The following is a 26208-nucleotide window of genomic DNA, read 5'->3' as shown; positions in this document are numbered from 1 at the left end:
AGCGGAGGGGGCTGAACCGCTCCGGTTGAGGGATGAACGTGGTGGCGAGGGCCCGTTCAGCCAAGGGCAGGCCAAGCGCTCCGGGAGAGCTGAAGCGCTCTGGGTAGGGCACGGCACCTCAGGCAGGCCGAGACCTACCAAGGCAAGCCAAGGCCAGCAAGCCCTGTCAGGGCGGTCCAAGACCCGTGAAGGCAGGCCAAGACTTGTTAGGGCGCAAGACCCGTCAAGGTGGGCGGGACCTTTCAAGGCGGGCCTCAAGGCGGGCCAAGACCTTTCAAGGCGGCCCAGACCTGTCAAGGCGAACCAAGACCTGCGAGGGTAGGTCAACGCCTGTCAGGGCAGACCGAGGCAGGGATGCGTGTCGGGCTTGGCCAGAGTCCCCTGGGTGCCCATAGGCGCGGGCGCTCTCAGCCGGTGGAGGGTCTGGCGCGCTTCTCACCCGACGACCTGATCCTGGAGCGCGGCGCTGCCGAGAGCCCCACGGTGCACGGGCGAGGGTTCTTTCCCGCAGTGCGCGGGCGTGCGTTCAGAGGAGGAGGGCGCGGACCGTGTCGACGGTGTCGGCTTCCTCGGGACGTTTGTCCGGGCGGTAGCGCAGGACGCGGGCGAAACGGAGGGCCATGCCGCCGGGGTAGCGAGGCGAGCGCTGCACGCCGTCGAACGCGATCTCCACGACCAGCTCAGGGCGCAGCCGTACGGTCCACGAGTCGGTGGGCCCCTCGGCCAGCTCCAGGAAGCGCTCGGTCTGCCAGGCGAGCAGCTCGTCCGTGAGCCCCTTGAACGTCTTGCCGAGCATCACGAACCCGCCCTCCGGGTCGCGTGCACCCAGGTGGAGGTTGGAGAGCTTGCCTTCGCGGCGGCCGTGGCCCCATTCGGCGGCAAGGACCACCAGGTCGAGCGTGTGGCGGGGCTTGACCTTGATCCAGCCCGCGCCGCGTCGCCCGGCCGCGTACGGCGAGTTGAGCGACTTGACCACGAGCCCCTCATGCCCTGCCTTGACCACGTCGGTGAAGAACTTCTCCGCCTCCGCCACGTCCCCCGTCACCAGGCGCGGGGTCAGCAGGGCCGGCGGCACCGTACGGGCCAGGACCTCCTGGCGCTGCGAATAGGGCAGATCGAGCAGGTCGGCGCCGTCGACGCGCAGCGCGTCGAAGAAGAACACGCTCAGCGGCGTGCGCTCGCGCAGCTGAGCGACGTTGGTCTTGGAGGAGACGCGCGCCGAGGTCACCTGGAACGGATGCGGGCGGCCGTCCGGGCGCAGGGCGATCACCTCGCCGTCGAGTACGAGGTCGCCGGACGGCATCTCCAGGACCGCCTCGACCAGCTCGGGGACCTGCGGGGTGATGTCGTCGAGCGTACGGGTGAAGACCCGCACCTCTTCGCCGGAGCGGTGGGCCTGCACGCGGATGCCGTCGAGCTTCCACTCCAGCGCGGCCGGGGCGCCGGCCTTGTCCAGGGCGGCGGCGACGTTGGGGGCGCTGCCCGCCAGCATCGGCGCGACCGCTCGCCCCACCTCCAGCCGGAACGCCCGCAGCGCCTCCACCCCGCCGCTCAGCGCCGCCGCACCGACGGCGGGCAGCGAGCCGCGCAGGGTCAGCGCCCGGCGTACGTCGGCTGACGGCGCACCCGACGCCTTGGCCACCGCCTCGATCATGACGCCGTCGAGGGCCCCCTGCCGCAGCTCCCCGAACAGCAGCCGCCGCATGAACTGCTGCTCCTGGCTCGTCAGCCCCGCGAACAGCTCGGCCACCAGCGCCTTGCGCGCCGCCTGCGAACCCTGGCCCGACACCGCCTTGATCCGGCTGAGCAGCGCGTCGACCGACGTCAGCGTGGCGGTGGCGGCCAGCTTGGGCTGCGGGATCTCCTCCAGCGTGCGCCAGCCCACGCCCACCTGGCGCTGGGGCAGCTCGCCCGACAGGTAGGAGATCGCGATCTCCGCCTCGTCCGGGCCGACCCGGCCCAGCAGCTCCGCCAGGTGGCCGATCTTGCCTAGCCTGGCGGACGTGCGCGTCACCGCCTCGGAAACCCGGACCACGTCGATCAGAAGCACAGGCCTATGGTGCCTCACGGGGGTGACATTTCCCCACCTGATATCGGCATATCTGCAGAGTGTGTCGGTAAAGCGGGTGAAGGCCCTGGATATGGTGCTGTGGCGAAAAAGGGGATCTAGTCGGCTGTTGGTGTGGCGGTAATACTCCGCCTCCGCGCGCGGGCGGGAAATGCGAGGGGAGAGTGGGTGGATACGGGGCGGTGGACAGGCGAGGGCGGGTCTCCGTAGTGGAAGCGGTACGCGGGCGTGCGTCGGTAGATGTCCGCGGCCGAAGGGGGCGGCGCGTCGGGAGGTGTACGTGGTCGAAGGGGGGCGGCGCGTCGGTAGGTGTCCGTGGTCGAAGGGGGCGGCGCGTCGGTGGGTGTCCGTGGCGGAAGGGGGCGGCCGGGCGCGCGTTGGTGGGGACGCCCGGAGTAGGAACGGGGTCGCGAACGTTGCGAGCGGGCGTGGGCGCCGCCGTGGCTGGGCGTCGATGGCGGGGCGTCGATGGCGGGGCGGGGTCAGTGGCGGGACGGGATGCCGGTGGCGGGACGGGATGTCGGTGGGACGGGGTGGGTGGCAATCGGGGTTCATGGCGCGCGTGCTTGCCGAGGCGGGAACGCTGCCGGGGACCCTCGTGGCGGGTGCCTGCGGCTGGGAACGAGTGCGCAAGCGCGAAGGGGTCGATGGGGGCGGGTGTCGGACGCTGGTGGGGGGAGAGCGTCTGCGCGGAAGCGGGTGCGCGAAGTCCCGGTCAGCGCCCGGGGCGAAGACGATGCCCCGAGCGCGAGGAGTGAGTGGGTGGCCGGGTCGTGGGGGCGCTGATACGCGGGGTGCGCGGCGTGGGCCGGAGGCGGAACGGGTGCCGCGAACGTCTGCGGTGGGTGATCGCGGCCGGGACAGGTGCTGCTGCGCGTAGGGGCGTGCGTTCGCGGTCGTGCGAGCTCGTCGGGCCGAGCGTTCGCCAGCAACAACTGCTCGGGGCGGTGTCGCGGTGAGACCGTGTGCGCGGGGAGAGCGGGTGCGCCGTAGGCCCGTGTGCGCGGGGAGAGCGGGGGTACGCGGTGGGACCGTGTGCGCGGGGAGAGCGGGGGTACGCGGTGGGACCGTGTGCGCGGGGAGAGCGGGTGCGCCGTGGGCCCGTTAGCGGGTGCGCGGGAAGGGGTGGGTCCCGGGGCCGTGCGGGGCCGGGGCGTCCTTTCGTTGAGGGCGCCCCGGCTCAAACGGACGTCAGTTCACGCCGAGCAGGTCGACGACGAAGATGAGCGTCTCGTTCGGCTTGATGCGCGGCGGAGCGCCGCGGGTGCCGTACCCGAGGTGCGGCGGGATGACCAGCTTGCGCCGGCCGCCCACCTTCATGCCCACGACGCCCCGGTCCCAGCCGCTGATGACGTGCCCGGCGCCCAGCGGGAACTCGAACGGCTGGCCGCGGTTCCACGACGCGTCGAACTCCTCTCCGGACGAGAACGAGACGCCCACGTAGTGGACGCGTACCTTCTGGCCGGCCTTCGCCTCGGGGCCGTCGCCGACGGTGATGTCCTCGATTTCGAGATCGGCGGGCGGGTTGCCACCGGGGAAGTCGATCTCGGGCTTTTCGAGTGCCACGAATAGGCTCCTGTTGTCGTTGAACACGGACCCGACGACTCTATGCGGTGGCGCGGCGCGGTCGTGCAGAGCCACCCGTCCCCAGATGTCACCAGCTCTGGTGCAGCGGCATGCCCTCGGCGTACCCGGACGTGCTCTGGACCCCGACGACGGCCCGCTCGTGGAATTCTTCCAGGTTGGACGCCCCCGCGTACGTGCACGCCGACCGCAGCCCGGCCACGATGGCGTCGATCTGATCTTCGACGCTTGGCCGCTTGGGGTCGAGGTACATGCGCGAGGTGGAGATGCCCTCCTCGAACAGCGCCTTCCTGGCCCGCTCGAACGGGGTGTCGTCGGCGGTCCGCAGCCGGACGGCGCGCGCGGACGCCATGCCGAAGTTCTCCTTGTACTTGCGGCCGTTGGCGTCGGTGTGGGTGTCGCCGGGCGACTCGTACGTTCCGGCGAACCAGGAGCCGATCATCACGTTGGAGGCGCCGGCGGCCAGGGCGAGCGCCACGTCGCGCGGGTGCCGCACGCCGCCGTCGGCCCACGCGTGCCGCCCGAGCCTGCGGGCCTCGGCGGCGCATTCGAGCACGGCGGAGAACTGCGGCCGACCCACGCCGGTCATCATCCGGGTGGTGCACATGGCGCCGGGCCCGACGCCGACCTTGACGATGTCGGCTCCGGCGTCGACCAGGTCGCGTACGCCGCCGGCGGTCACGACGTTGCCCGCCGCGACCGGCACGCCGGGGTCGAGGGCTCTGACGGCGCGCAGAGCGGAGATCATCTTCTCCTGGTGGCCGTGCGCGGTGTCGACGACCAGGCAGTCGATGCCGGCGTCGAGAAGCTCCTTGGCCTTGGCGGCCACGTCGCCGTTGACGCCGACGGCGGCGGCGATGCGCAGCCTGTTCTGATCGTCGACGGCTGGCTGGTAGAGGGTGGCGCGCAGCGCGCCCGTACGGGTGAGGATGCCGACCAGCCGCCCGTCGCCGTCGACGATGGGCGCGAGGCGGTGGCGGCCCTCGTGCAGCCGCTCGAACGCGCCGCGCGGGTCGAGCCCGGCGGGCAGGGTGAGCAGCTCGCTCGACATGACCTGGGAGAGCTGGGTGAACATGTCGACGCCCTGGCAGTCGGCCTCGGTGACGACGCCGACGGGGCGGTTCTCCCAGTCGACCACGATGACCGCACCGTGCGCCCGCTTGGGCAGCAGCTGCAGGGCCTCGCCGACGGTGGCGTGCGGGGTGAGGGTGAGCGGTGTGTCGTGGACGAGGTCGCGCTTTTTGACCCAGTCGACCACGTTGGCGACGACGTCGAGGGGGATGTCCTGCGGGATGACGGCGATGCCGCCCCGCCGTGCCACGGTTTCGGCCATGCGCCGGCCGGCGACCGCGGTCATGTTGGCCACGACGATGGGGATGGTGGTGCCCGTGCCGTCGTTCGTCGAGAGGTCGACAGCGAGCCGCGAACCGACCGCGGAACGCGACGGCACCATGAACACGTCGCTATAGGTCAGGTCGTAATGGGGCTCGAGGTCGTTGAGAAATCTCACGTTCATCCATCTTATGTGCTGACTGGTCAACAGGGGTTTTCCCCCTTTCCGGGGGCCTTATGATCGGCCCGGACACTTTTGGGGGAGGGAGGGTCTGTGAACGTCACGGAAAGGGCCGAGCTGATCGTTGTCGGCTACGTCGTTCGCACCACCAATGCCGACGAAATGGATCCGGCGCGCGCGAAACTGCCGGCGGTGTGGCAGCGGGCGGGCGCTCCTGGAGCTTTCGCCCATGTGCCGGGCCGTGTCGACGAGAACCTGTACGCGGTGCTCACCGACTTCGAGAGCGATCATCACGGGGCCTTCACGCAGATCGTCGGCACGGGCGTGCGCACGGTGCCGCGCCTGCCGGAGGGGATGGTGGCGGTCCGCGTGCCGGCCGGGCAGGCGATGAAGATCGAGGTACGCGGGCCGATGCCGCAGGCGCTGACCGACACCTGGCAGCAGGTGTGGAAGCACACCGAGTCGGGCGGTGCTCCGGCGCGCGCCTTCACCACGGATCTCGAGGTGCATCACCCCGAGGGCGTGGACCTGTACATCGCGGTCTGACGGACCGGATGCAAAGGTGCATCGCGGTCTGACGGATCGCGTTCAGAGGTACGCAGCGGTCTGACCAGACCGCATCCGAAGGTTGAGAGACCGAGCACGGCGGCCGCCGTGCTCGGCGGCCACGGCCAGGCCGGGCGGCAAGGGCGCGCGGCTGCACGAGGCGATCACGCTCAAGGACTACGCGCCCGCCGCCCGCCGGCACTCCGGCTGACGGACGGTCAGGCGAGCACTCCCTGCTCGCGGAGCTTGGCCGCCTGCTCAGCCGGGAGCCCCCAGCCGGACAGGTCCTCAAGGCGGGTGGCGGGGGACAGGTCGGGAGCGGGCACGCCGAGCAGGCGCGGCGCGGGCATCGGCTGGACGACGCCGCCGACGTCGGTGAACGAGCCGCGCGCCACGTTGTGCGGGTGCGCGGCGGCCTCGGCCATCGACAGCACGGGCGAGACGCAGGCGTCGGAGCCGTCGAAGACCTCCTCCCACTCGGCGCGGGTGCGCTTGCGGAACTCCGCGGCCAGCCGGTCGCGAAGGGCCGGCCACTGGGCGGGGTCGTTCCGGTCGGGGAGGCCGGGATCACCGTCCAGACCCATGCGGCGCAGCAGCTCGGCCCAGAACTTCGGCTCCAGCGCGCCGACGGCGAGGTACTGCCCGTCGGCGGTCTCGTACGTGTCGTACTGCGGGGCCCCGGTGTCGAGCAGGTTGGTGCCGCGCGGGCCCCAGGCGCCGCTCTGGACGGCCTGGTAGAACATGGCGAACAGCACGGCGGCGCCGTCCACCATGGCCGCGTCGATCACCCGGCCCTTGCCGGTGCGCTCCCGCTCGTACAGGGCGAGCAGCACGCCGTAGGCCAGCATGAGCCCGCCGCCGGCGAAGTCGCCGAGTATGTTGATCGGCGGGGTGGGCTTGCCGCCCGCGCGGCCGAGCATCGACAGCACGCCGGAGATCGCGATGTAGTCGATGTCGTGCCCGGCGGTCGGGGCGAGCGGCCCGTCCTGGCCCCAGCCGGTCATCCTGCCGTAGATCAGCCGCTCGTTGACGGCGTGCAGGTCGTCGGGGCCGATGCCGAGCCGTTCCGCCACGCCGGGGCGGAAGACCTCGATCACCACGTCGGCGTTCCTGGCCAGCTCCTTGAACGCGGCCACGCCCTCGGGCGACTTCAGATCGAGCCCGATCGTGTGCTTGCCGCGGTCCATGACGTCCCTGCGGGGAGCGTCGCGCACGGCGCCGACCCGGTCGACGCGCAGCACGTCGGCGCCGTGGTCGGCGAGCATCATGCCGGCGAACGGTCCTGGGGCGAGCCCGGCGAGCTCCAGCACGCGCACGCCGGTCAGCGGACCTCGGCTAGTCTCGGGCATCGGCCTCTCCTTGCTTGGGATCCCGACCAAGTAGAACAACATTCGGTGATCTTCTGCAAGCGGCCTTGCCGACCTCCCCGCGAAGTCCGGGCAGGTATGGGAAACTTGCCCACTGTTCGGGTGGTCTACAGGTGGCCGTCGATGACGGCTGCCTGCAGCAGGCGCACACGCGCCGCTACAGGGGTAGGACATGGTTTCGGAGAGCAACCGGCTCATCGCAGGGCGCTACCAGTTACTGCGCGAACTGGGCCGCGGCGGGATGGGTGTGGTCTGGGAAGGCCGCGACACGCTGCTCAACCGGCAGGTGGCCATCAAAGAGGTGCTGCTGCCGGACAGCCTGTCGCCGGCCGACAAGGAACGCCAGCTCCTACGGACCGCTCGCGAGGCCCGTACGGCGGCCAAGCTCAACCATCCCAACGTCGTCGCCATCTACGACGTGGTCGAGGAGGGCGGCCGGCCGTGGATCGTGATGGAGCTGGTCAGCCACCCGTCGGTGGAGCAGGTCGTGCTCACCACGGGTGCGCTGCCGGTGCGGGAGGCGGCGAGCCTGGGCCGTCAGGTGCTGTCGGCGCTGCGCGCCGCCCATGAGGCGGGCATCCTGCACCGCGACGTCAAGCCCAGCAACATCCTGTGGTCGGAGAAGGACGGCCGCGCGGTGCTCATGGACTTCGGCATCGCGACCGTCGAGGGCGACGTCTCACTGACCAGCACCGGCATGGTGACGGGCTCGCCGAGCTTCCTCGCGCCGGAGCGGGTACGCGCCGAGAACGCGGGCCCGGCGTCCGACCTGTGGTCGCTGGGCGCCACGCTGTACGCGTGCATGGTCGGCCGCTCGCCCTTCGACCGCGGCGACGCGATGTCCACGCTCAACGCGCTCCTCACCGAGGAGCCCGACTACCGGCGCATCCCGCCGATCATGCACCCGATCCTGAAGGGCCTGCTGCAGAAGGAGCCCGAGGACCGGGTGGACGCCGACGAGGCCGACCGGCTGCTGCAGGCCATCATCGCGGCCAAGCCGGCGCCCGTGGACTTCGACGATCCGGATCGCAAGCGCGGTGGCGGCCGCGCCCTGCTCGCCGCCGCCGCGACGGTGGTGCTGGTGCTCACGGGCGGCGCGGTCGCGTACTTCAGGACGGCCTCGCCCGCCGAGGGCACGCCGCGCGCCACCACGCAGCCGGCCGCCGCGACCAAGCCCATCACGCCGACGGCCACGCCCACGGCGACGCAGACGAGCGCGACGCCGACCCCCACGCCCAGCGCCGCCAGGCGCGCCCCCCTGGTGCGGGTGTGGAAGTCGCGCGACGGCTGGGCCATCCTGCGGCCGACCGGCTGGCGGGGCGCGCTCGGCGAGGCGTACACGGAGTGGACCCGCCGCGACCGCAACGCCCACCTCGGCGTGGAGGCCGTCTACAGCCGGCTCGACCCTCACCAGCTCATGCGCGACTCGCAGGAGACGTTCCGGCAGAACGCGCGCACGGTGGTCAACCGCGGGCAGCGCACGGTCATGCACAAGGGCATCAAGGCCGTGGAGTGGGAGTTCACCTGGATCGCGGGCGAGCAGAACGACGCCGCCTGGGTCCGGCCCGGCACGCGCTACCACGAGATCCGCAGGGCCCTGGCCACCGACGAGGCCGCGTACGTGCTGTCGTGGACGGTCACCGAGGACCAGTGGCTGCGTAACAGGGCACTGATGCGGCAAGTGATCGGCAGCTTTACTGTGAGGGCATGACCCCCTGGAACCTGCTGGCCCTGCCTCCGCTTCCCGAAGAGCTGCTCCGCGGCCTGCTCGCGCCGCTCGGCGACCGGGTGGAGGTCAGGGTGCCCGCCTCCCGCGACCGCGCGGCGCTGCTCGCCGCGCTGCCGGAGGCGGAGATCGTGCTGGGCGACTGGACCGGCGAGCTCGTCATGGACGCCGAGGCCGTCAAGGCGGCGCCGCGCCTCGCGTTCGTGCACCAGCCGTCGGTCGGAGTCGACGGCCATGACCTCGACGCGCTGGCGGCGGCCGGGGTGCCGCTGGCCAACACGCCGGGCGTCAGCGCCGTGGCGGTCGCCGAGTGGTGCCTGGCCGCCACGCTGGCGCTGCTGCGCAAGCTGGCCGAGGCCGACGCCGCCGTACGCGCGGGCAAGTGGCCGCAGCAGAGCCTGCAGCCCCACGAGCTGCGCGGCCGGCGGGTCGGCGTGGTCGGCTACGGCCCGATCGGCGCCGGCTGCGCCGCGATGTTCCGCGCGCTCGGCTGCGAGGTGTCCTACTGGACCCGCACGCCGCGCGAGGACCCCGGCTTCGCCGACCTCGACACGCTCGTGTCCACCTCCGACGTCGTGGTCGTCGCGATCGCGCTGTCGGCGCAGACCCGCGGCCTCATCGACCCCGGCCGCATGAAGCAGGGCGCGCTGCTGGTCAACGCGGCCAGAGGCGGCGTGGTGGACCAGAAGGCGCTGGTGGCGGCCCTGAGCGAGGGCCGGCTGGGCGGCGCCGCGCTCGACGTGTTCGACGTGGAGCCGCTGCCGCCCGGTGACCCGCTGCGCGAGCTGCCGAACGTGCTGCTCTCCCCGCACGTGGCCGGCGTGACCGCCGAGTCGACCGGCCGCCTGCTCACCGTCACCCTCGACAACCTCGCCGCCGCCGTCGAGGGCCGCGAGGTGGACGGCGTCCTGAACGGCGTTCGGCCGGTGATCGTCCGAAAACTTCCGCAATCACCTACCAATTAGGCGATTCACCTGGCACGATAAACAGTTTTCGTGTCTTTAACGCACCCCGGTCTGTTCGGGCCGGGCGGGTGGAGATACCGTGCTACGGACGATCTCTACCAGCTCAAGGGGGTGCTACGTGAACGAGCGACGCGTACCTGAAGGGCGCGGCGCCGGCACGGCACCGACGGAGGAGGGGCCGTGACGACGACGATGTCGACACACCGACGGGCAGTAGAGCAGATTCGGCAGTCGTACGCCGAGATCCCGGGCGACGCGGCTCCCCGGCTGGCCAAGGCCACGTCCAACCTCTTCAGGTTCCGCGACGGCGGCAGGACGGCCAAGCTCTCGGCCAAGGATCTCGACGAGGTCATCAGCGTCGATCCCGAGACGATGACCGCCGAGGTGCAGGGCATGACCACCTACGAGCACCTGGTGGACGCCACGCTGCCGTACGGGCTCATGCCGTACGTGGTGCCGCAGCTCAAGACCATCACGCTGGGCGGCGCCGTGACCGGGCTCGGCATCGAGTCCACGAGCTTCAGGGACGGCCTGCCGCACGAGTCGGTCGAGGAGCTGGAGATCCTCACCGGCGACGGCCGCATCGTCGTCGCCCGCGACGACAACGAGCACCACGAGCTGTTCCGCGCCTTCCCCAACTCCTACGGGACGCTGGGCTACGCGCTGCGCATCAGGATCAAGCTGCGCAAGGTGCAGCCGTACGTGCACCTCACCCACGTCAAGTTCACCGACGCGGGCAAGTGCATGCTGGCCATGCAGGAGATCTGCGACAGCATGGTGTACCAGGGCGAGAGCGTCGACTTCGTCGACGGCGTCTTCTTCGGCCCCGGCGAGATGTACATCACGCTCGGCCGCTTCGCCGAGCGCGCCCCGTACGTCTCCGACTACACCGGCATGCGCATCTACTACCAGTCGATCAGGCAGCGCAGCCGCGACTGGCTGACGATCCGCGACTACCTGTGGCGCTGGGACACCGACTGGTTCTGGTGTTCGCGCGCGTTCGGCGTGCAGCAGCCGGTGGTGCGCTCGCTGATGCCGCGCCGCTGGATGCGCTCCGACGTCTACCGCCGCCTGGTCGCGCTGGACAGGAAGTTCGGCCTGACGGCCCGCATCGACCGCTGGCGTGGCAAGCCGGTGAGCGAATCGGTCATTCAGGACGTCGAGACGCCCGTCGAGCGCGGGGCCGAATTCCTGGAGTTCTTCCACGAGAAGGTGGGCATGACTCCCGTGTGGATGTGCCCGCTGCGCGCCGGGTCTCGGTGGCCGCTCTACCCGCTCGAGCCGGGCAAGCTCTACGTCAACTTCGGATTCTGGGGAATGGTGCCGCTGCCAAAGGGCCAGTTCGACGGTTACTACAACCGGCTCATCGAGCGTTCCGTGCACGATCTCGACGGCCACAAGTCGCTCTACTCGACCTCGTACTACGCGCGTGAGCAGTTCTGGCAGCTGTACAACGGCGACGCCTATTGGCCGGTCAAGCAGGCATACGACCCCAACGGACGCCTGCTCGACCTGTACGAAAAGTGTGTGCGGGGAAGGTGAGCAGATGGCTCTGGCAACCATCTTTGAGAAGATCGTCGGCCCTGAGGCGAACATCGCGTTCACGGCGTACGACGGCAGCAAGGCGGGGCCCGACGGCGCCGACCTGGCCATCGAGGTCAAGTCGCCGATCGCGGTGGCGCACCTGGCGCACGCGCCGGGCGAGCTGGGCCTGGCGAGGGCGTACATCTCGGGGCACATCGATGTCCAGGGCGACATGTACACGCTGCTGGACCGGATGTGGAACATCACCACCAACGACCTGACGACCGCCGAGAAGATCGCCGCCGTCCGCTCGCTGGGCATCAAGCCGCTGCTCATGCGGGTGCCGCCGCCTCCGCAGGAGATGCGGCAGAGCGCGCTGGCCAGGCTCGGCTCCCGGCACGCCAAGCAGCGTGACGCGGAGGTCATCCACCATCACTACGACGTCTCCAACCGCTTCTACGAGTGGGTGCTCGGCCCGTCGATGGCCTACACCTGCGCCTGCTTCCCCAGCGAGGACGCCACGCTGGAGGAGGCCCAGTTCGCCAAGTTCGACCTGGTGGCGCGCAAGCTCGGGCTCAAGCCGGGCATGCGCCTGCTCGACGTCGGCTGCGGCTGGGGCGGCATGGTCATCCACGCCGCCAAGCACTACGGCGTCAAGGCGCTCGGCGTCACGCTGAGCCGCCAGCAGGCCGAGTGGGCGCAGAAGGCGATCGCCGACGCGGGGCTGCAGGACCTCGCCGAGGTCCGCCACATGGACTACCGCGACGTCACGGAGACGGGCTTCGACGCGGTCAGCTCGATCGGCCTGACCGAGCACATCGGCAAGGCCAACGTGCCGCGCTACTTCGAGTTCCTGTACGGCAAGCTCAAGCCCGGCGGCCGCCTGCTCAACCACTGCATCACCCGGCCCACCGGCAAGGAGAAGACGTTCAACAAGGGCGGCTTCATCAACCGTTACGTCTTCCCCGACGGCGAGCTGGAGTCGGTCGGCTGGCTGATCCGGCAGATGGAGGACCTCGGCTTCGAGATCCGCCACCAGGAGAACCTCCGCGAGCACTACGCCAAGACGCTGCGCCACTGGTGCGACAACCTCGACGCCAACTGGGACGACGCGGTCGAGGAGGTCGGCATGGGCACCGCCCGCGTGTGGGCGCTCTACATGGCCGGCTGCATCGTGGGCTTCGAGCGCAACAAGGTGCAGCTGCACCAGGTGCTCGGGGTCAAGCTCGACGAGAAGGGCCGCTCCGGCGTGCCGCTGCGCCCCGCCCGCGACTGGCCCTGATCCTGATGTGAACCGGCATGGCGCCGGGCGTGCCGGCCGCGCGCCCGGCGCTGATCCGGTTCATGGCACGGAACACAGCACGGCTCCCGGACCACATGGCCCGGGAGCCGCGGTGACACCCCCGTGACGTCAGGAGACGGCGGCCTGCTCGCCCGTCGTCGCCGTGCAGCGGTGCCGGTCTTTGGCATGGCGCTCTTTCGCGTGCCGCCCCCGGCTCGGAGGGAGCTCCTTCTGGGCGTCCTCCAGCGTCTCCTGTGGCTGCTCCTTCGGATTGTGGGGCTTAGCGTGCCTGCCCACGTGCTGTCTCCTTCGTTGTCCCCCAACTGCTTAAAGTGACCGTATGGCTACCCTCAGCGCCGGGGCAAGGGGGTTATCCGGTAAAGGAGAAGTCGTTACCGACAAGCGACCAAGCCATCCGCGCGTCCGCGCTGATCAGGTAGAACAGGCGGTTCCGTTCAGGGTGAAAGCGGCCGGTTCGCCGGTGTCGCCGTTGTGCGTGCCCTGGAAGCCGAACGACGCCGAGCCGCCCGGCGCTATCGAACCGTTATAGGAGACGTTGCGCGCCGTCACCTGGCCGCTGTCCGGCGTGATCGTGGCGTTCCACACCGACGTGATCGTCTGGCCCGCGGGCAGCGTGAAGCCCAGCGTCCAGGACGACAGCGGCGACTGACTGGTGTTCGTCACCTTCACCTCGGCGGTGAAGCCGGTGTTCCAGGTGTTCATCGTGTACGTGACCTGGCAGTCGCCCGGCGGCTCAGGCGTGATCGTCGGGTTGGGGCCGGGGTCGTCGTCGGCGAGGCCGAAGAAGTCGATGACCATGGCCGCCATCCCGCTCTGCGGCAGGCTGTGGCCGACGCCCTGCAGGCTGATCGCCTCGACCGGGGCCGTCGTGCCGGTGCCGCCGTAGCGCGTCCTGGTCCAGCCGGAACGCGGCTGGTCGGTGAGGCTGGGCGTCTGGCCCAGGCCGTGGACGTTGGTCCACTGCTTGATCTGCTCCTGGAAGTTGGGGTAGCGCAGCGTGGCGTCCTCGGTGCCGTGCCAGATCTGCATGCGCGGGCGGGGGCCGCTGTAGCCGGGGTAGGCCGCGCGTACGAGGTCGCCCCACTCCTGCGGGGTCTTGCTGATCTGGCCATTGGCGCAGGCGCTGTTCCAGCTCGACCCGTCGGTGGTGGCGAAACAGCCGAACGGCACGCCGCTGAACGCCGCCCCCGCCGCGAACACGTCGGGGTAGGCGCCCAGCAGGACGTTCGTCATCATGGCGCCGGAGGAGGCGCCGGTGACGAACGTGCGCGCCGGGTCGGTGTTGTAGCGCTGCTGGACGTACCTGACCATGGAGACGATCCCGACCGGGTCGCTGCCGCCGTCGTGCCGCAGCGCCTGCGGCGATGAGACGTCGAAGCAGGAGCCGCTCCGCGTCGCGGACGGATAGATGACGATGAACTTGTGCTGGTCGGCGAGCCGGGCGAACTCCGTGCCCGAGTAGAAGGCGGGGCCCGACCCGGTGCAGTAGTGCACGGCCACCAGCAGCGCGGGACGGTCGGGGACGCCGTCGGGGACGTACAGGTGCATGCGAAGGTTGGTGGGGTTCGTCCCGAACCCGGTCACCTCGGTGAGCTGCGCCGAGGAGGCCGGGGGTGCGGTGATGAGGCCGGTGACCACGAGCGCCGCGAGGGCGATCAAGGCGCCGGCCAGTCGAGCTCTCAGCTTCATCGAGATCCTCTCGCAACTGCGGCCGAAATATTGCGAGTGTGAGCAGAAAATTTCGGTCTCGCAATGGGCCTCGTGCGGGCCGCCAGGCTCAGAGGCCGTGAGCTGCCGCGAGAGCGTCTCGGAAGCGAGAACTCTATGAAACTTTCGGCCGTCAGGCGTCGCCGGCCAGCTCCTCCAGCGTGTCCTTGAGCCCCTGCCAGGCCACCGCGGCGTCGGGGGTGCGGGCGTGCGGACTCCGGAACCACCGGACGAAGTCGGCCACGTCGTCCAGCGCCCAGCGCAGCCGGTAGAGCGTCATCAGCCGCTCGTCGGGGGTGCGCCCGGTGGCCTCGGCGTAACGCGCGCGGTCCTCGGCGGTCTCGGCGACCAGCCACAGGTCCCGCTCAGCAGCGGCCACGCCCACCGTGTCCCAGTCGACCAGCAGCAGCCGGCCGCGCGAGCGCAGCAGGTTGCCGGGATGGGGCTCGCCGTGCGTCACCACCGGCTCGCCCGGCTTCTCCGCCAGCAGGTCGAACTCCTCAAGCGCCCGCCGCAGCGTCCCCGCGTGGCTCGTGACCAGCTCCCTGGCCGGCTCGGAGTAGGGGCCGCCGAGCCAGGGCAGGTCGCCGTCCTCCTCCGCGGCCAGCCGCTCCAGCAGGGCGCGGCCCGACGGCTGCACCGGGGCGAGCGGGGCGGACAGCGGCGGCGGGGTGGCGTGCAGCGCGGCGAGCAGGTCGATGACGGCCGCGCGCTCGGCGTCGTCCTGCTCGTCGCCGAACTCTCCCGAGCGTCCCTCCACGTACGGGTACACGCTCATCGCGTAGCGGCGGCTGTCGAGCCTGCGCAGGGTGGCGCCCTCGTCGTCGCGCAGCGGTGACACCACGAAGTCGAGGCCGGCCTGCTCGCGCAGCTCCGCCGCCGTGTCCAGGGCGAGCCGCACCTCGTCGTACGCCCGCCGGCGCACGTCGACCACGGTCACGAACCAGCGCCCGCCCCGGCCGTCCGCCACCCAGTGGTAGTCGCCGAACCCGACAGGTGCGTATTCGAGCGTCGCCGCATCGACGCCCCACGCCTTCAGCGCGGGCCGCAACATCGCCTCATCGAAGTCCTGTGGCCGATCCCGCATGCCCAGCAAGCTACCGGGACCGGCCCCGCGCCTTCATCCCGATTGATCGGATCGCTCAATCAGCTCGGTGGCGGCGAGCACGTCGGTGACGGCGTGGTCGGCCTCGTCCGGGCGGGGCACGAGCCCGTGGTCGATCCGTTCGTCACGATCCCGAGCGTCCATCCGGCGGCGCGTAACCGGGCGAGCCCGTCCAGCACCTCCGCAGGGCACGTCACCAGCCACGGCACCGCCTCCGCGCCCAGGCGCCGCTGGGCGGCGAACTCCGCGGCCCAGCGCTCGAACGCGGCGTGCCGGTCGATCAGCGTGTTGTCCAGGTCGAAGAGGGCGAGGGGCATGCCCGCGCGCTACCAACCGCGATCAAGAACCCGGTCGTGAGCAGGGCGCCGCCCGCACGACCGGGGCGGCGCCCGTCGAGCGCCCTTACGGCCTCAGCCCGCCGAGCGCAGCTCGCGCTTGAGGATCTTGCCGGTGGCCGTCATCGGCAGCGAGTCGCGGAACTCGATGATGCGCGGGTACTTGTAGGCCGCCATGTTCTCCTTGCACCAGGCGATCAGCTCGTCCTCGGTGATCGTCGCGCCGGGGTTGCGGATGACGTACGCCTTGATCTCCTCGCCGTGCGACTCGTGGGGGACGCCGACGACGGCGGCCAGCGAGACGTCGGGGTGCGTGACCAGCACCTCCTCCAGCTCGCGCGGGTAGACGTTGAAGCCGCCCCGGATGATCATGTCCTTGGCGCGATCGACGATGGAGTAGTAGCCGTCGGCGTCGCGGGTCGCGATGTCGCCGGTGCGGAACCAGCCGTCCCGCATGACCTCGGCCGTCGCCTCGGGCCTGCCGTAGTAGCCCTTCATGATGTTGTGGCCGCGGATGGCGATCTCGCCGGGGCCCTCGCCCTCGATCGTCTTCCAGTCGCCGTCCACCAGCTTCATCTCCACGCCCCAGATGGGGGTGCCGATGGTGCCGGGCTTGGCGGGCCTGCCGGGCTGGTTGAAGCTGGCGACGGGCGACGTCTCGGAGAGCCCGTACCCCTCCAGGATGCCGATGCCGAAGGTGCGCTCGAAGTCGTTGAGCACCTCGACGGGGGAGGCCGCGCCGCCCGCGACGGCGACCCGCAGCGAGCGCGGCACCTCCATGCCCTCGGAGTGGATCTTCGTCAGCATGCCCCAGTACATCGTGGGCACGCCGGCGAAGAACGTCACCTTCTCCTTCAGCATCGTCGCCAGCGCCTCCGCGGGGTCGAAGCGCGGCATCAGCACGACGGTCGCGCCGCGCAGGAAGCCGGTGTTCATCACCACGGTCTGGCCGAAGGAGTGGAAGAGCGGCAGCACCGCGAGGTAGACGTCGCCGCCTTCCTCGGCGGGGAACATCTTGTCGCTGACCATGGCGTTCATCACCATGTTCTGGTGGCTCAGCTCCGCGCCCTTGGGCCGGCCGGTGGTGCCGGAGGTGTAGAGGATCACCGCCGTGTCGTCGGGGGCGGTCTGCACGGTCTCGAACTCGGATGGCAGCCCGTCGATCGCCGCCCAGATCGACTCGCCGTACTCGGACTCGGTGGCGAGCGGGGTCGCGGGCAGCACGAAGAAGTGCTCACAGCGCTCGGCCGCCTCGAAGCCCGCCTTGCCGCGCTCGCCGAGCGGGAGCTCGGGGGTGCCTTCGAAGCAGAACAGCGCCTTGGCGTCGCTGTCGTCGAGGTGGTAGGCGATCTCGCGCGACTGCAGCAGCACATTGAGCGGTACGACCGTGGCGCCGGCCTTGAGGATGCCGAAGTAGACGAACGGGAAGTACGGCAGGTTCGGGCAGGCGAGGGCGACCTTGTCGCCCTTGGTGATACCGCGCGCCACCAGAAGGTTCGCGACCTGGTTGGCCACTGTGTCGATCATGGAGTACGGCAGCCGCATGTCGCCGAAGACGATCGCGGTGCCGTCGGGGGTGTTCCTGGCGCTGTCCTCCAGGACGATCGACAGGTTGAGCATGACGCCTCCCTATAGAACGGCTTCGCGGTCATCTTGTCAGGACCCCCATACCGACCGGTAGGTAGCGCGGGTCACAAGTGGATATGGACGCGTTCCCCGGGCGTGGAGTAAGCAAGGGGCAGGTGATCGAGCCCCGTGGAGGAGACCAATGGAGTACGACTACGTCATCGTCGGGGCCGGCTCTGCGGGGTGCGTCCTGGCCAACCGGCTCTCCGCGGATCCGGGGCTGTCGGTGGCGCTGATCGAGGCCGGCGGCAAGGACGACAAGCTGGAGATCCGCATGCCGGCGGCGTTCTTCAAGCTCTTCAAGACCGAGTACGACTGGAACTACTCCACGGTCAAGCAGGGCGAGCTGTCCGGCCGCGAGCTCTACTGGCCGAGGGGCCGGGTGCTGGGCGGATCGTCCTCGCTGAATGCCCAGATGTGGGTGCGCGGCTGCCAGCAGGACTACGACCAGTGGGGCATCCCGGGCTGGGCCTACGACGACGTGCTGCCGTACTTCCACAAGGCCGAGCACCGCGTCGGCAGCAACCGCGGCGGCGTCTACGGCACCTCCGGCCCGCTCTACATCTCCGAGCTGCGCAGCCCCAACGAGACCACGGCCGCCTTCCTGCGGGCCTGCGAGGAGCTGGGCATGACCCGGCTGCCCGAGCTGAACGGCCGCTCCAACGAGGGCTACAGCCCCACCCCGGTCACCCAGCTCAGGGGCCGGCGGTGGAGCTCGGCCGACGCCTACCTGCGCTCGGCGGGCAACCGGCCCAACCTGCACGTCATCACCGGCGCCACCGTGTCGCGGGTGACGTTCGACGGCAGGCGGGCGACCGGCGTCGAGCTCAGCGGCGGCCGCCAGGTCAAGGCCAGGCTGGAGGTGGTGCTGGCGGCCGGGGCCATCGGCTCGCCGTACCTGCTGATGCGTTCGGGCGTCGGCGCGGCCGGCGAGCTGCGCGACGCCGGGGTGCCGGTCGTGCACGACCTGCCCGAGGTCGGCAAGAACCTCCAGGACCACCTGGTGACCGGCGTGTACGTCGAGTGCCGCAAGCCGGTGACGCTGACCAAGGCGGAGTCGCTGCCCAACCTGCTGCGCTACCTCGTGCTGCGCTCCGGCATGCTGACCACGAACGTGGGCGAGGCGGTGGCGTTCATCAGGACCTCGCGGGACGAGCCCGCGCCGGACATCGAGCTGGTGTTCGCGCCGGTGCCGTTCAAGGACCACGGGCTCACCCCGCCGACCGGCCACGGCCTGACCGTCGGCGTGGTGCTGCTGCAGCCGGAGAGCCGCGGCAGGGTCGGGCTGAACGGCCGCGACGTCGTCATCGACCCCGCCTACCTGACGGCCGAGGCCGACCTCCGGCGGCTGGTCGCGGGGTTGAAGCGGGCCAAGCAGGTGGTCGCGACGGAGGCGATGAAGCCGTACGCGGGCGGGCCGATGGAGCCGTACTGGGGGCCGGAGACGGACGAGGAGCTGGCCCGGTGGGTACGCGAGCGCGCCGAGACCCTCTACCACCCGGTCGGGACGTGCAGGATGGGCGACGACGACGGCTCGGTGGTGGACCCGGCGCTGCGCGTGCGTGGCGTGGAGGGGCTGCGGGTGGCCGACGTGTCGATCATGCCGACGCTCAACCGCGGCCACACCCACGCCCCCGCCATCATGATCGGCGAGAAGGCGGCGGACCTGATCAGAGGCCACAAGGCTTGAGCCGTTCACCCGGCTGCCGCGCATCAGCCCGGCTCCGCCGGCGTTCTGACGCCGCGGTTTACCGGCGGGCATCCTCGCTGGTCAGGTGGCGAGAAGCCCGGGCCGGGCGACAGGGCGCGTGCTAGGTTTCGCTCTCATGGAGATCAGGACGATCCACGCCAACGGTGTGGAGTTCGCGTATCTGACACTGGGGGAGGGGCCGCTGGCGCTGTGCCTGCACGGCTTCCCCGACACCGCGCACACCTGGCGGCACCTGATGCCCGCGCTGGCCGAGCGCGGCTATCGCGCGGTCGCGCCCTTCATGCGCGGCTACGCGCCCACGGAGGTCCCCGCCGACGCCGCGTACGAGACCGCCGCGCTGGTGGCCGACGTACGCGCCCTGCGCGAGGAGCTCGGCGGCGGCGAGGACGCCGTCATCATCGGCCACGACTGGGGCGCCTTCCCCGTCTACGCCACCGCCGGCCGCTTCCGCCGCGCCGTCGCGCTCGCCGTGCCGCCGCCCGGCGCGATGGGCGCCGCCTTCCTCGACTACGAGCAGCTCAAGCGCTCGTTCTACATCTACCTCTTCCAGACCCCGCTGGCCGAGCAGGCCGCCGCCGTCCCCGGCTTCTTCGAGAACCTGTGGCGCGACTGGTCGCCCGGCTACGACGCGAGCGAGGACCTCGCCTTCGTCCGGCGCAGCATCGGCGAGCCCGCCAACCTGTCCGCCGCCATCGGCTACTACCGCGCCATGCTCGGCACCACGCCGCCGTCCGGCCGCTACCCGGACGTCGAGCCTGCGGTCACCGGCCCCGTCCTCTACCTGCACGGCGCACAGGACGGCTGCCTGGCCGCCGGCCTGGCCAAGGACGCCGTCAACCACCTGCCCGATGGCTCGCGGGCCGAGCAGGTCGACGGCGCCGGGCACTTCCTCCACCTCGAACGTCCCGCCGAGGTCAACCGCCTCATCCTCGACTGGCTCGGCCCCGCCTCCTGACGCCTCTCCGCGGCCGCTCGCCGCGGCCGGCCAGGTCCTGCCGCCGCGCACGTACACCGTACGTAAGAAGCATTGACGTAAGTGGATGCTTTTCCCATGATTGCCACATGAGCGTCCTGGACTTCGATCTGTCGGACCGCGACTTCTGGGCCCGGCCCATGAGCGAACGGGAGGAGGCGTTCGCGCGGCTGCGCAGCCTGGACGGCCCCGCCTTCTTCGAGGAGATGGAGATCTCCTACGCGCCCAAGGGTCCCGGCTACTACGCCCTGGTCAAGCACGCCGACATCCTGGAGGCCAGCCGCAACCCCGAGATCTTCTGCTCGGGCGACGGAGGCGCGACGAACATCCCCGACATGCCGGCGGAGTTCGCCGAGTACTTCGGCTCGATGATCAACATGGACGATCCCCGCCACGCGCGGCTGCGCAGGATCGTCTCGCGCGCCTTCACACCGAAGATGATCAAGCAGTTCGAGGCCGACGTGGAGGCCGCCGCCGCGGGCATCGTGGACGACCTGCTGGCCAAGGGTCCGGGCTGCGACTTCGTGACCGAGGTGGCCGCCCGCCTGCCGCTGAAGATCATCTGCGACATGATGGGCATCCCCGAGCGGGACTACCAGTACGTCTTCGACCGCTCCAACGTCATCCTCGGCGGTTTCGACCCCGAGTACACCGGCGGCGACCTCGACCAGATCGCCGAGCGCCTGCTCACCGCCGGCATGGAGCTGCAGCAGCTCGTCCAGGACCTCGCCGCGCACCGCGCCGAGCATCCCACCGGCGATCTCACCTCGTCACTGGTGAACGCCAATATCGACGGCGAGCGGCTGACCATGCAGGAGCTGGGCTCGTTCTTCATCCTGCTGGTCGTCGCGGGCAACGAGACCACCCGCAACGCCATCTCCCACGGCCTGCACATGCTGACCGAGAACCCCGACCAGCGCGCGCTGTGGCTGGAGGACATCGACGGCCGCGCGCCCGGCGCGGTCGAGGAGATCGTCAGGCTCGCCTCCCCGGTGAACTTCATGCGCCGCAAGCTCACCAGGGACTACGAGATGAACGGCCACCTCTACCGCAAGGGACTGAAGGTCGTGCTGTTCTACTGGTCCGCCAACCGCGACGAGTCGGTCTTCCCCGACCCGCTGCGCTTCGACATCACCCGCAACCCCAACCCGCACGTCGGCTTCGGCGGGCCGGGGCCGCACTTCTGCCTGGGCGCTCACCTGGCCAGGCGCGAGATCACGGTGATGTTCCGCGAGCTGCTGCGCAGGGTGCCGCGGATCGAGGGCGGCGAGCCCGACCGCCTGCACTCCAGCTTCATCAACGGGATCAAGCACATGGAGTGCAGGTTCTAGCCGGCGCGGGTGCTAGCCGGCGTCGGTGAGCCTGATCTGGTTCATCACCGTACGGATGTCGGGCAGCAGCGACTTCTTGTCGGCCGGGATCGACATGAACACGATGGCCGGCTTGGCGGCTCCGGTGTTCACGGCGATCGTCGCGATCGTCGCCTTCTCGGTGTCGGAGGTCAGCGAGTACGCGATCAGCCGCCCGGTCTGGTCGCCCACCTTGATCGGCTGCTGGGCGATCTTGCGGACCTTGTTGCCGGTGGGGAAGAACCGCTTGCGCGCGTCCAGCACCACCTGCTTGATCACCGGCTCCAGGTTGTCCTGCTCGTAGTAGGAGGCCATCCGCTCCTGGAGCGGGCCCGCCATGATCACGGCGTAGCGCTGCGGCGCGACCTGCACGTACTGGCGGTGGGTGAAGTTGTAGGTGCCGTTGATGGTGGCGGCGGGGCGCTGGTCGAGCTGCCATTCACCGCCCAGGCGCGGCACCGAGATGCCGGCCGAGGCGACCGCGAGCCGGCCGGTGACGGGGCTGGCCTTGCCGGGGTACCTCGGCAGCGGGCCGATGGACGTGGCGGTCTTGGTGGCGGTCGGCTTCTTCGACGCGGTGGCCTCCGTCGCCGCCGTCTCGCCTGCGCTCGCCGCGTCGTCGGAGGCGAGCGGGCCCCACAGGAACGCCCACAGCAGCGCCGCGACCAGCGCCACCACGACCGAGCCGCCGAGCGCGTAGACCCAGACCGGCTTGCCGGAGTCCTCGTCGAGGTCGTCCTGCTCGCCCATGGCCTGGTAGTTGTCGCCGAACACCGTGTTCCAGAGCTCCTGCTGGCGCTCCGGCGGCGGCGTGCGCGAGCCGCTGATCTGGCCGGCGGTGACGAACCTGTGCTCAGGGTCTGACGGGTCGCGGCTCAGGTTGGAGCCGGGGCGGGCGGACTGGTCTTCGGCGGCGGGCGAGCCGGTGTGTGTCGAATCCATGGAGGTGGAGGGGACCGCGCGTTCGTTGAGGAGGTTCTCGGTGTGCTGGGCGTAGGTGACCGTACGCTCGTCGGCCGGATGTGACCGGTGCTGCTGGGACTGCGGCTGGTCGTGGGACTGCCGGGGAGGCGGCAGGTCCTGTCGCGGGGTGTTGCTCTTGTCGTACATCACCGTGCGTTCCGCCGGTGGCGGGTCGGCCGGCTTGTCGGCGGGCGGCCACGGGGCGGGGCTGGACAGGTTGGACCACGCGTCGTGCGACGGCGCGGGCGGCTGCGCCCAGGCGGGCACGGGGTCGGCGGGCTGCCCCGGTGGCGGGGTGCCCTTCGAGGAGACCTCGGGCCAGCCGCCGGGCCCCGCGGGGCTCTGCGGCGGCGGCACGGGCTCGGGCCACGACGTCTGCGTGTCCTGCGGGTTCGCCTCGGGCCATGAGGTGATGGGGCCGCTCTGCGGGGACGACTCCGGCCATCCGCCGCCGCGCGGCTGCTCGGGCCACGACGGCTGCTCGGGGGCGCGGCCGCCGCCCTCGTGCCGGCCGCCGTCATGCCGTCCGCCGTCGTGCGGGCCGCTGCTGGGACGGCCGTCCTCGAAACGGCGCTCTATGAGCCCGCCGTCGTGCCGGCCCGGCTGGGGGCGGGCGGATTCGGGGCGGACGGGCTCGATGAGGTCGGGCCGCGTGTTGTCGGGGCTCGTGGACGCGGGCTCGTAACCGCCGGCGTCCCTGCGCGCGCCCCGGGGGCGCGGCGCGGCGGGCGGCTCGGGCCACGAGGGGTCCTTGCGCGGCGGCTCTGGCCAGGACGGCTCCGGCGTCCGCCGCGGCGGCTCAGGCCAGGAGGTGGGCGCCTCGGCCGCGGGCGGCTCGGGCCAGGCGGGCGCGGGAGGCGTCTCGCGCCTGGGCGGCTCGGGCCAGGACGAGGGCATATGAGGTCCGGAGTTCTCCGTTGCCATTGCCGCCGGTCCTCCCGAGTTCGTGTCCGGATGTCCCGTTATATCCGGATTTGACGTGTCACGCATGATCCCATGGGATTTTCCAGGAGACCCCGGTGGTTCCGCAGCGAAACGAGCGAAGCCATGCGGATCGGTAGGCGGATCCTGCAGGGGCAGGTCGTTCTCCGGTCTATCTCGCTCAGCTGGGTACACCACGGCGACAAGGCTATTCTTACGGGACGAATGAGGTCACAACGGATACATCACCATCAGGTCTCGCCGGACCTGAAGGATCCATTGTGCCCGCAGAGCCCTGCCGAGTGCCTGCAATCAGCCGAAGACGTGCGCTAGGCTTGACACATGCGTTCCGCGACCCTGCTTCTTAGCGGGCCGCGACGGCCCTGAAGTTCTCGCCGTCGCGGCTCCACCCCTCGTTGTGTGCACGAGGGGTTTTCTTATGGGTCCGAATCAAGTCCAGAAGGGCAGTAGCCGTGAGTGAGTATGACCCGCAGGCGCTGCAGGCCAAGTGGCAGCAGCGATGGGAGGAACAAGAACCCTACCGTGCCAGCGAAGACCCCGCGGACCCCCGCGAGCGCCGCTACATGCTGGACATGTTCCCCTACCCCTCGGGTGACCTCCACATGGGCCACGGCGAGGTGTTCGCCATCGGCGATGTCGTAGCCCGCTATTGGATGCAGAAGGGCTACAACGTCCTGCACCCGATCGGCTGGGACTCCTTCGGCCTGCCCGCCGAGAACGCCGCGATCAAGCGCAACGCGCACCCCGCCGAGTGGACCTACGCCAACATCGAGACGCAGGCCAACTCGTTCCGCCGCTACGCCGTCTCCTTCGACTGGTCGCGCCGCCTGCACACCAGCGACCCCGACTACTACCGCTGGAACCAGTGGCTGTTCATCCGCTTCTTCGAGCGCGGGCTGGCCTACCGCAAGGGCGGCCTGGTCAACTGGTGCCCCAACGACCAGACGGTGCTGGCCAACGAGCAGGTCGTGGGCGGCAAGTGCGAGCGCTGCGGCGCCGACGTCATCAGGCGCGAGCTGACGCAGTGGTACTTCAAGATCACTGACTACGCGCAGCGCCTGCTGGACGACATGGACCAGCTGACCGGCTGGCCCGAGCGGCTGCTGACCATGCAGCGCAACTGGATCGGCCGCTCCGAGGGCGCCGACGTGCAGTTCGAGATCGAGGGCCGCGACGAGCCCGTCACGGTCTACACCACGCGCCCCGACACCCTGTACGGCGCCACGTTCTTCGTGGTCGCCGCCGACGCGGCGCTGGCCGACGAGATCGTCACCGACGAGCAGCGCCCGGCGTTCGAGGCCTACCGCGCCGAGGTGGCCAAGCTGAGCGACATCGAGCGCCTGTCCACCGAGAAGGAGAAGACCGGCGTCTTCCTGGGCCGGTACGCGATCAACCCGGTCAACGGCGAGCGCATCCCGGTCTGGGCGGCCGACTACGTGCTGTCCGACTACGGCCACGGCGCCATCATGGCGGTGCCCGCCCACGACCAGCGCGACCTGGACTTCGCCCGCAAGTTCGACCTGCCGGTGAAGGTCGTCGTCCACACCGGCCTGGCCGACCCCGGCGAGACCGGCGTGGCCACGCCGGGCGAGGGCACCCTGGTCAACTCCGGCCCGCTGGACGGCCTGTCGAAATCCGAGGCCATCCGGAAGATCATCGAGATCCTGGAGGCCGAGGGCAAGGGCCGCGGCGCGGTCAACTACCGGCTGCGCGACTGGCTGCTGTCGCGCCAGCGGTTCTGGGGCACGCCGATCCCGATCATCCACTGCCCCGACTGCGGCGAGGTGCCCGTCCCCGACGAGCAGCTGCCGGTCACGCTGCCCGACATGCGCGGCGAGGCGCTGGCGCCCAAGGGCGTCTCCCCGCTGGCCAGCGCCACCGAGTGGGTCAACGTCGAGTGCCCCAAGTGCTCGGGTCCCGCCAAGCGCGACACCGACACGATGGACACCTTCGTCGACTCGTCGTGGTACTTCCTGCGCTACTGCTCGCCGGGCTACACCGAAGGCCCGTTCGACCCCGAGCAGGTGCGCAAGTGGGGGCCGATCGACCAGTACGTCGGCGGCATCGAGCACGCGGTGCTGCACCTGCTGTACTCCCGCTTCTTCACCAAGGTCCTGTACGACATGGGCATGGTCGACTTCACCGAGCCGTTCATGCGCATGCTGAACCAAGGGCAGGTGATCAACGGCGGCAAGGCCATGTCGAAGTCCCTGGGCAACGGCGTGGACCTGGGCCAGCAGATCGACGAGTTCGGCGTCGACGCGGTACGCCTGACGATGATCTTCGCCGGTCCGCCGGAGGACGACATCGACTGGGCCGACGTCTCACCGGCGGCCTCGCAGAAGTTCCTGGCCAGGGCGCTGCGCGTGATGTCCGACGTCACCAGCGAGCCGGGTGTCGCGTTCGACGGCGGTGACGCCGAGCTGCGCAAGGTGACCCACCGCACGATCGACGAGGTCACCAAGCTGATCGAGGCTCAGCGCTTCAACGTCGCCGTGGCGCGCATGATGGAGCTGACCTCGGCCACCCGCAAGGCCATCGACTCCGGCCCCGGCCCCGCCGACCCGGCGGTGCGCGAGGCCGCCGAGACGCTGGCGATCATGCTGTCGCTGGTCACCCCCTACACCGCCGAGGAGGGCTGGGAGCGGCTGGGCCGCACCGGTTTCGTGGCGTTCGCCGGGTGGCCGGAGGCCGACCCCGCGCTGCTGGTGCAGGAGTCGGTCACCTGCGTGGTGCAGGTGGCGGGCAAGGTACGCGACCGGCTGGAGGTCTCGCCCGACATCACCGAGGCCGAGCTGCGCGAGCTGGCCCTGGCCTCGGAGAAGGTCGCCGGTTACCTGAACGGCGCGCCGCGCAAGGTGATCGTCCGGGCGCCCAAGCTGGTCAACATCGTCCCGTAGG

General features: G+C 70.6%; 20 protein-coding genes. 10 read left to right on the top strand and 10 right to left on the bottom strand.

Features of this window, described 5'->3' with window-relative positions; all coding sequences use genetic code 11:
- Positions 1-526: 526 nt before the first annotated feature.
- The 3 genes from AB0K67_RS30045 to AB0K67_RS30035 form a co-directional block, all read right to left on the bottom strand.
- Positions 527-2050: an ATP-dependent DNA ligase gene (locus AB0K67_RS30045; RefSeq protein ID WP_364067053.1), complete on the bottom strand. Its 1524-nt coding sequence runs from the start codon at positions 2048-2050 to the stop codon at positions 527-529.
- A 1209-nt stretch (positions 2051-3259) separates the two neighbouring features.
- Complete coding sequence (locus tag AB0K67_RS30040; RefSeq protein ID WP_364067052.1) at positions 3260-3634, bottom strand: FKBP-type peptidyl-prolyl cis-trans isomerase; 375 nt, start codon at positions 3632-3634, stop codon at positions 3260-3262.
- A gap of 88 nt (positions 3635-3722) precedes the next feature.
- Positions 3723-5162, bottom strand: coding sequence for a GuaB1 family IMP dehydrogenase-related protein (locus AB0K67_RS30035; protein WP_364067051.1), 1440 nt, complete (start codon positions 5160-5162; stop codon positions 3723-3725).
- A 96-nt stretch (positions 5163-5258) separates the two neighbouring features.
- Here AB0K67_RS30035 and AB0K67_RS30030 point away from each other — a divergent pair, with 96 nt between their 5' ends.
- Positions 5259-5711, top strand: coding sequence for an effector binding domain-containing protein (locus AB0K67_RS30030; protein WP_364067050.1), 453 nt, complete (start codon positions 5259-5261; stop codon positions 5709-5711).
- Between the two features lie 82 nt (positions 5712-5793).
- Positions 5794-5922: a hypothetical protein gene (locus AB0K67_RS30025; protein WP_364067048.1), complete on the top strand. Its 129-nt coding sequence runs from the start codon at positions 5794-5796 to the stop codon at positions 5920-5922.
- Between the two features lie 7 nt (positions 5923-5929).
- Here the strand turns inward: AB0K67_RS30025 and AB0K67_RS30020 are convergent, their stop codons facing one another.
- A complete protein-coding gene (locus AB0K67_RS30020) occupies positions 5930-7060 on the bottom strand; it encodes a CaiB/BaiF CoA-transferase family protein (RefSeq protein ID WP_364067047.1) in 1131 nt (376 codons plus the stop codon).
- Positions 7061-7250: 190 nt separating this feature from the next.
- Here AB0K67_RS30020 and AB0K67_RS30015 point away from each other — a divergent pair, with 190 nt between their 5' ends.
- The 4 genes from AB0K67_RS30015 (at position 7251) to AB0K67_RS30000 (ending at position 12575) form a co-directional block, all read left to right on the top strand.
- A complete protein-coding gene (locus AB0K67_RS30015) occupies positions 7251-8789 on the top strand; it encodes a serine/threonine-protein kinase (protein ID WP_364067046.1) in 1539 nt (512 codons plus the stop codon).
- Positions 8786-9769, top strand: coding sequence for a 2-hydroxyacid dehydrogenase (locus AB0K67_RS30010; protein ID WP_364067045.1), 984 nt, complete (start codon positions 8786-8788; stop codon positions 9767-9769). The genes AB0K67_RS30015 and AB0K67_RS30010 overlap by 4 nt, the downstream gene beginning before the upstream one ends.
- 192 nt (positions 9770-9961) lie before the next feature.
- Positions 9962-11311 carry an FAD-binding oxidoreductase gene (locus tag AB0K67_RS30005; protein ID WP_364067204.1) on the top strand — a complete coding sequence of 450 codons (1350 nt, stop codon included), beginning with the start codon at positions 9962-9964 and terminating at the stop codon, positions 11309-11311.
- Between the two features lie 4 nt (positions 11312-11315).
- Positions 11316-12575, top strand: coding sequence for a cyclopropane-fatty-acyl-phospholipid synthase family protein (locus tag AB0K67_RS30000; RefSeq protein ID WP_364067043.1), 1260 nt, complete (start codon positions 11316-11318; stop codon positions 12573-12575).
- A gap of 129 nt (positions 12576-12704) precedes the next feature.
- Here AB0K67_RS30000 and AB0K67_RS29995 read toward each other — a convergent pair whose 3' ends face one another.
- The 5 genes from AB0K67_RS29995 to AB0K67_RS29975 all read right to left on the bottom strand — a co-directional run bounded on the left by AB0K67_RS29995 (position 12705) and on the right by AB0K67_RS29975 (position 17363).
- Entirely contained in the window at positions 12705-12872 is a 168-nt protein-coding gene (locus AB0K67_RS29995; RefSeq protein WP_364067042.1) for a hypothetical protein, read from the bottom strand.
- 135 nt (positions 12873-13007) lie between these two features.
- A complete protein-coding gene (locus AB0K67_RS29990; RefSeq protein ID WP_364067041.1) occupies positions 13008-14285 on the bottom strand; it encodes a PHB depolymerase family esterase in 1278 nt (425 codons plus the stop codon).
- A gap of 151 nt (positions 14286-14436) precedes the next feature.
- On the bottom strand, positions 14437-15390 hold the full coding sequence (locus tag AB0K67_RS29985; protein WP_364067040.1) for a phosphotransferase: 954 nt from the start codon (positions 15388-15390) through the stop codon (positions 14437-14439).
- A 59-nt stretch (positions 15391-15449) separates the two neighbouring features.
- A complete protein-coding gene (locus tag AB0K67_RS29980; RefSeq protein WP_364067039.1) occupies positions 15450-15725 on the bottom strand; it encodes a hypothetical protein in 276 nt (91 codons plus the stop codon).
- A gap of 93 nt (positions 15726-15818) precedes the next feature.
- Entirely contained in the window at positions 15819-17363 is a 1545-nt protein-coding gene (locus AB0K67_RS29975) for a long-chain fatty acid--CoA ligase (protein ID WP_364067037.1), read from the bottom strand.
- A 148-nt stretch (positions 17364-17511) separates the two neighbouring features.
- Between AB0K67_RS29975 and AB0K67_RS29970 the strand changes: the two genes are divergently transcribed.
- The 3 genes from AB0K67_RS29970 to AB0K67_RS29960 all read left to right on the top strand — a co-directional run bounded on the left by AB0K67_RS29970 (position 17512) and on the right by AB0K67_RS29960 (position 21384).
- Positions 17512-19059 carry a GMC family oxidoreductase N-terminal domain-containing protein gene (locus tag AB0K67_RS29970; RefSeq protein ID WP_364067036.1) on the top strand — a complete coding sequence of 516 codons (1548 nt, stop codon included), beginning with the start codon at positions 17512-17514 and terminating at the stop codon, positions 19057-19059.
- Positions 19060-19195: 136 nt separating this feature from the next.
- The gene (locus AB0K67_RS29965) at positions 19196-20035 is read left to right on the top strand and encodes an alpha/beta hydrolase (RefSeq protein WP_364067035.1); all 840 of its coding nucleotides are present in this window, start codon (positions 19196-19198) and stop codon (positions 20033-20035) included.
- A gap of 107 nt (positions 20036-20142) precedes the next feature.
- The gene (locus AB0K67_RS29960; RefSeq protein WP_364067034.1) at positions 20143-21384 is read left to right on the top strand and encodes a cytochrome P450; all 1242 of its coding nucleotides are present in this window, start codon (positions 20143-20145) and stop codon (positions 21382-21384) included.
- 12 nt (positions 21385-21396) lie between these two features.
- Here the strand turns inward: AB0K67_RS29960 and AB0K67_RS29955 are convergent, their stop codons facing one another.
- Entirely contained in the window at positions 21397-23289 is a 1893-nt protein-coding gene (locus AB0K67_RS29955) for a hypothetical protein (protein ID WP_364067032.1), read from the bottom strand.
- A gap of 446 nt (positions 23290-23735) precedes the next feature.
- On the opposite strand from AB0K67_RS29955, the gene leuS reads away from it, so the two are divergent.
- Positions 23736-26207 (top strand): leucine--tRNA ligase, encoded by a 2472-nt coding sequence (leuS, locus tag AB0K67_RS29950; protein WP_364067202.1) that lies wholly within the window; start codon positions 23736-23738, stop codon positions 26205-26207.
- Position 26208 lies beyond the last annotated feature (1 nt).

The sequence above is a fragment of the Nonomuraea sp. NPDC052634 genome, from assembly GCF_040678535.1.
Taxonomy (GTDB): domain Bacteria; phylum Actinomycetota; class Actinomycetes; order Streptosporangiales; family Streptosporangiaceae; genus Nonomuraea; species Nonomuraea fastidiosa.
Note: the sequence above shows the minus strand (reverse complement) of the source record. Positions and strands in the feature narration are given on the sequence as shown.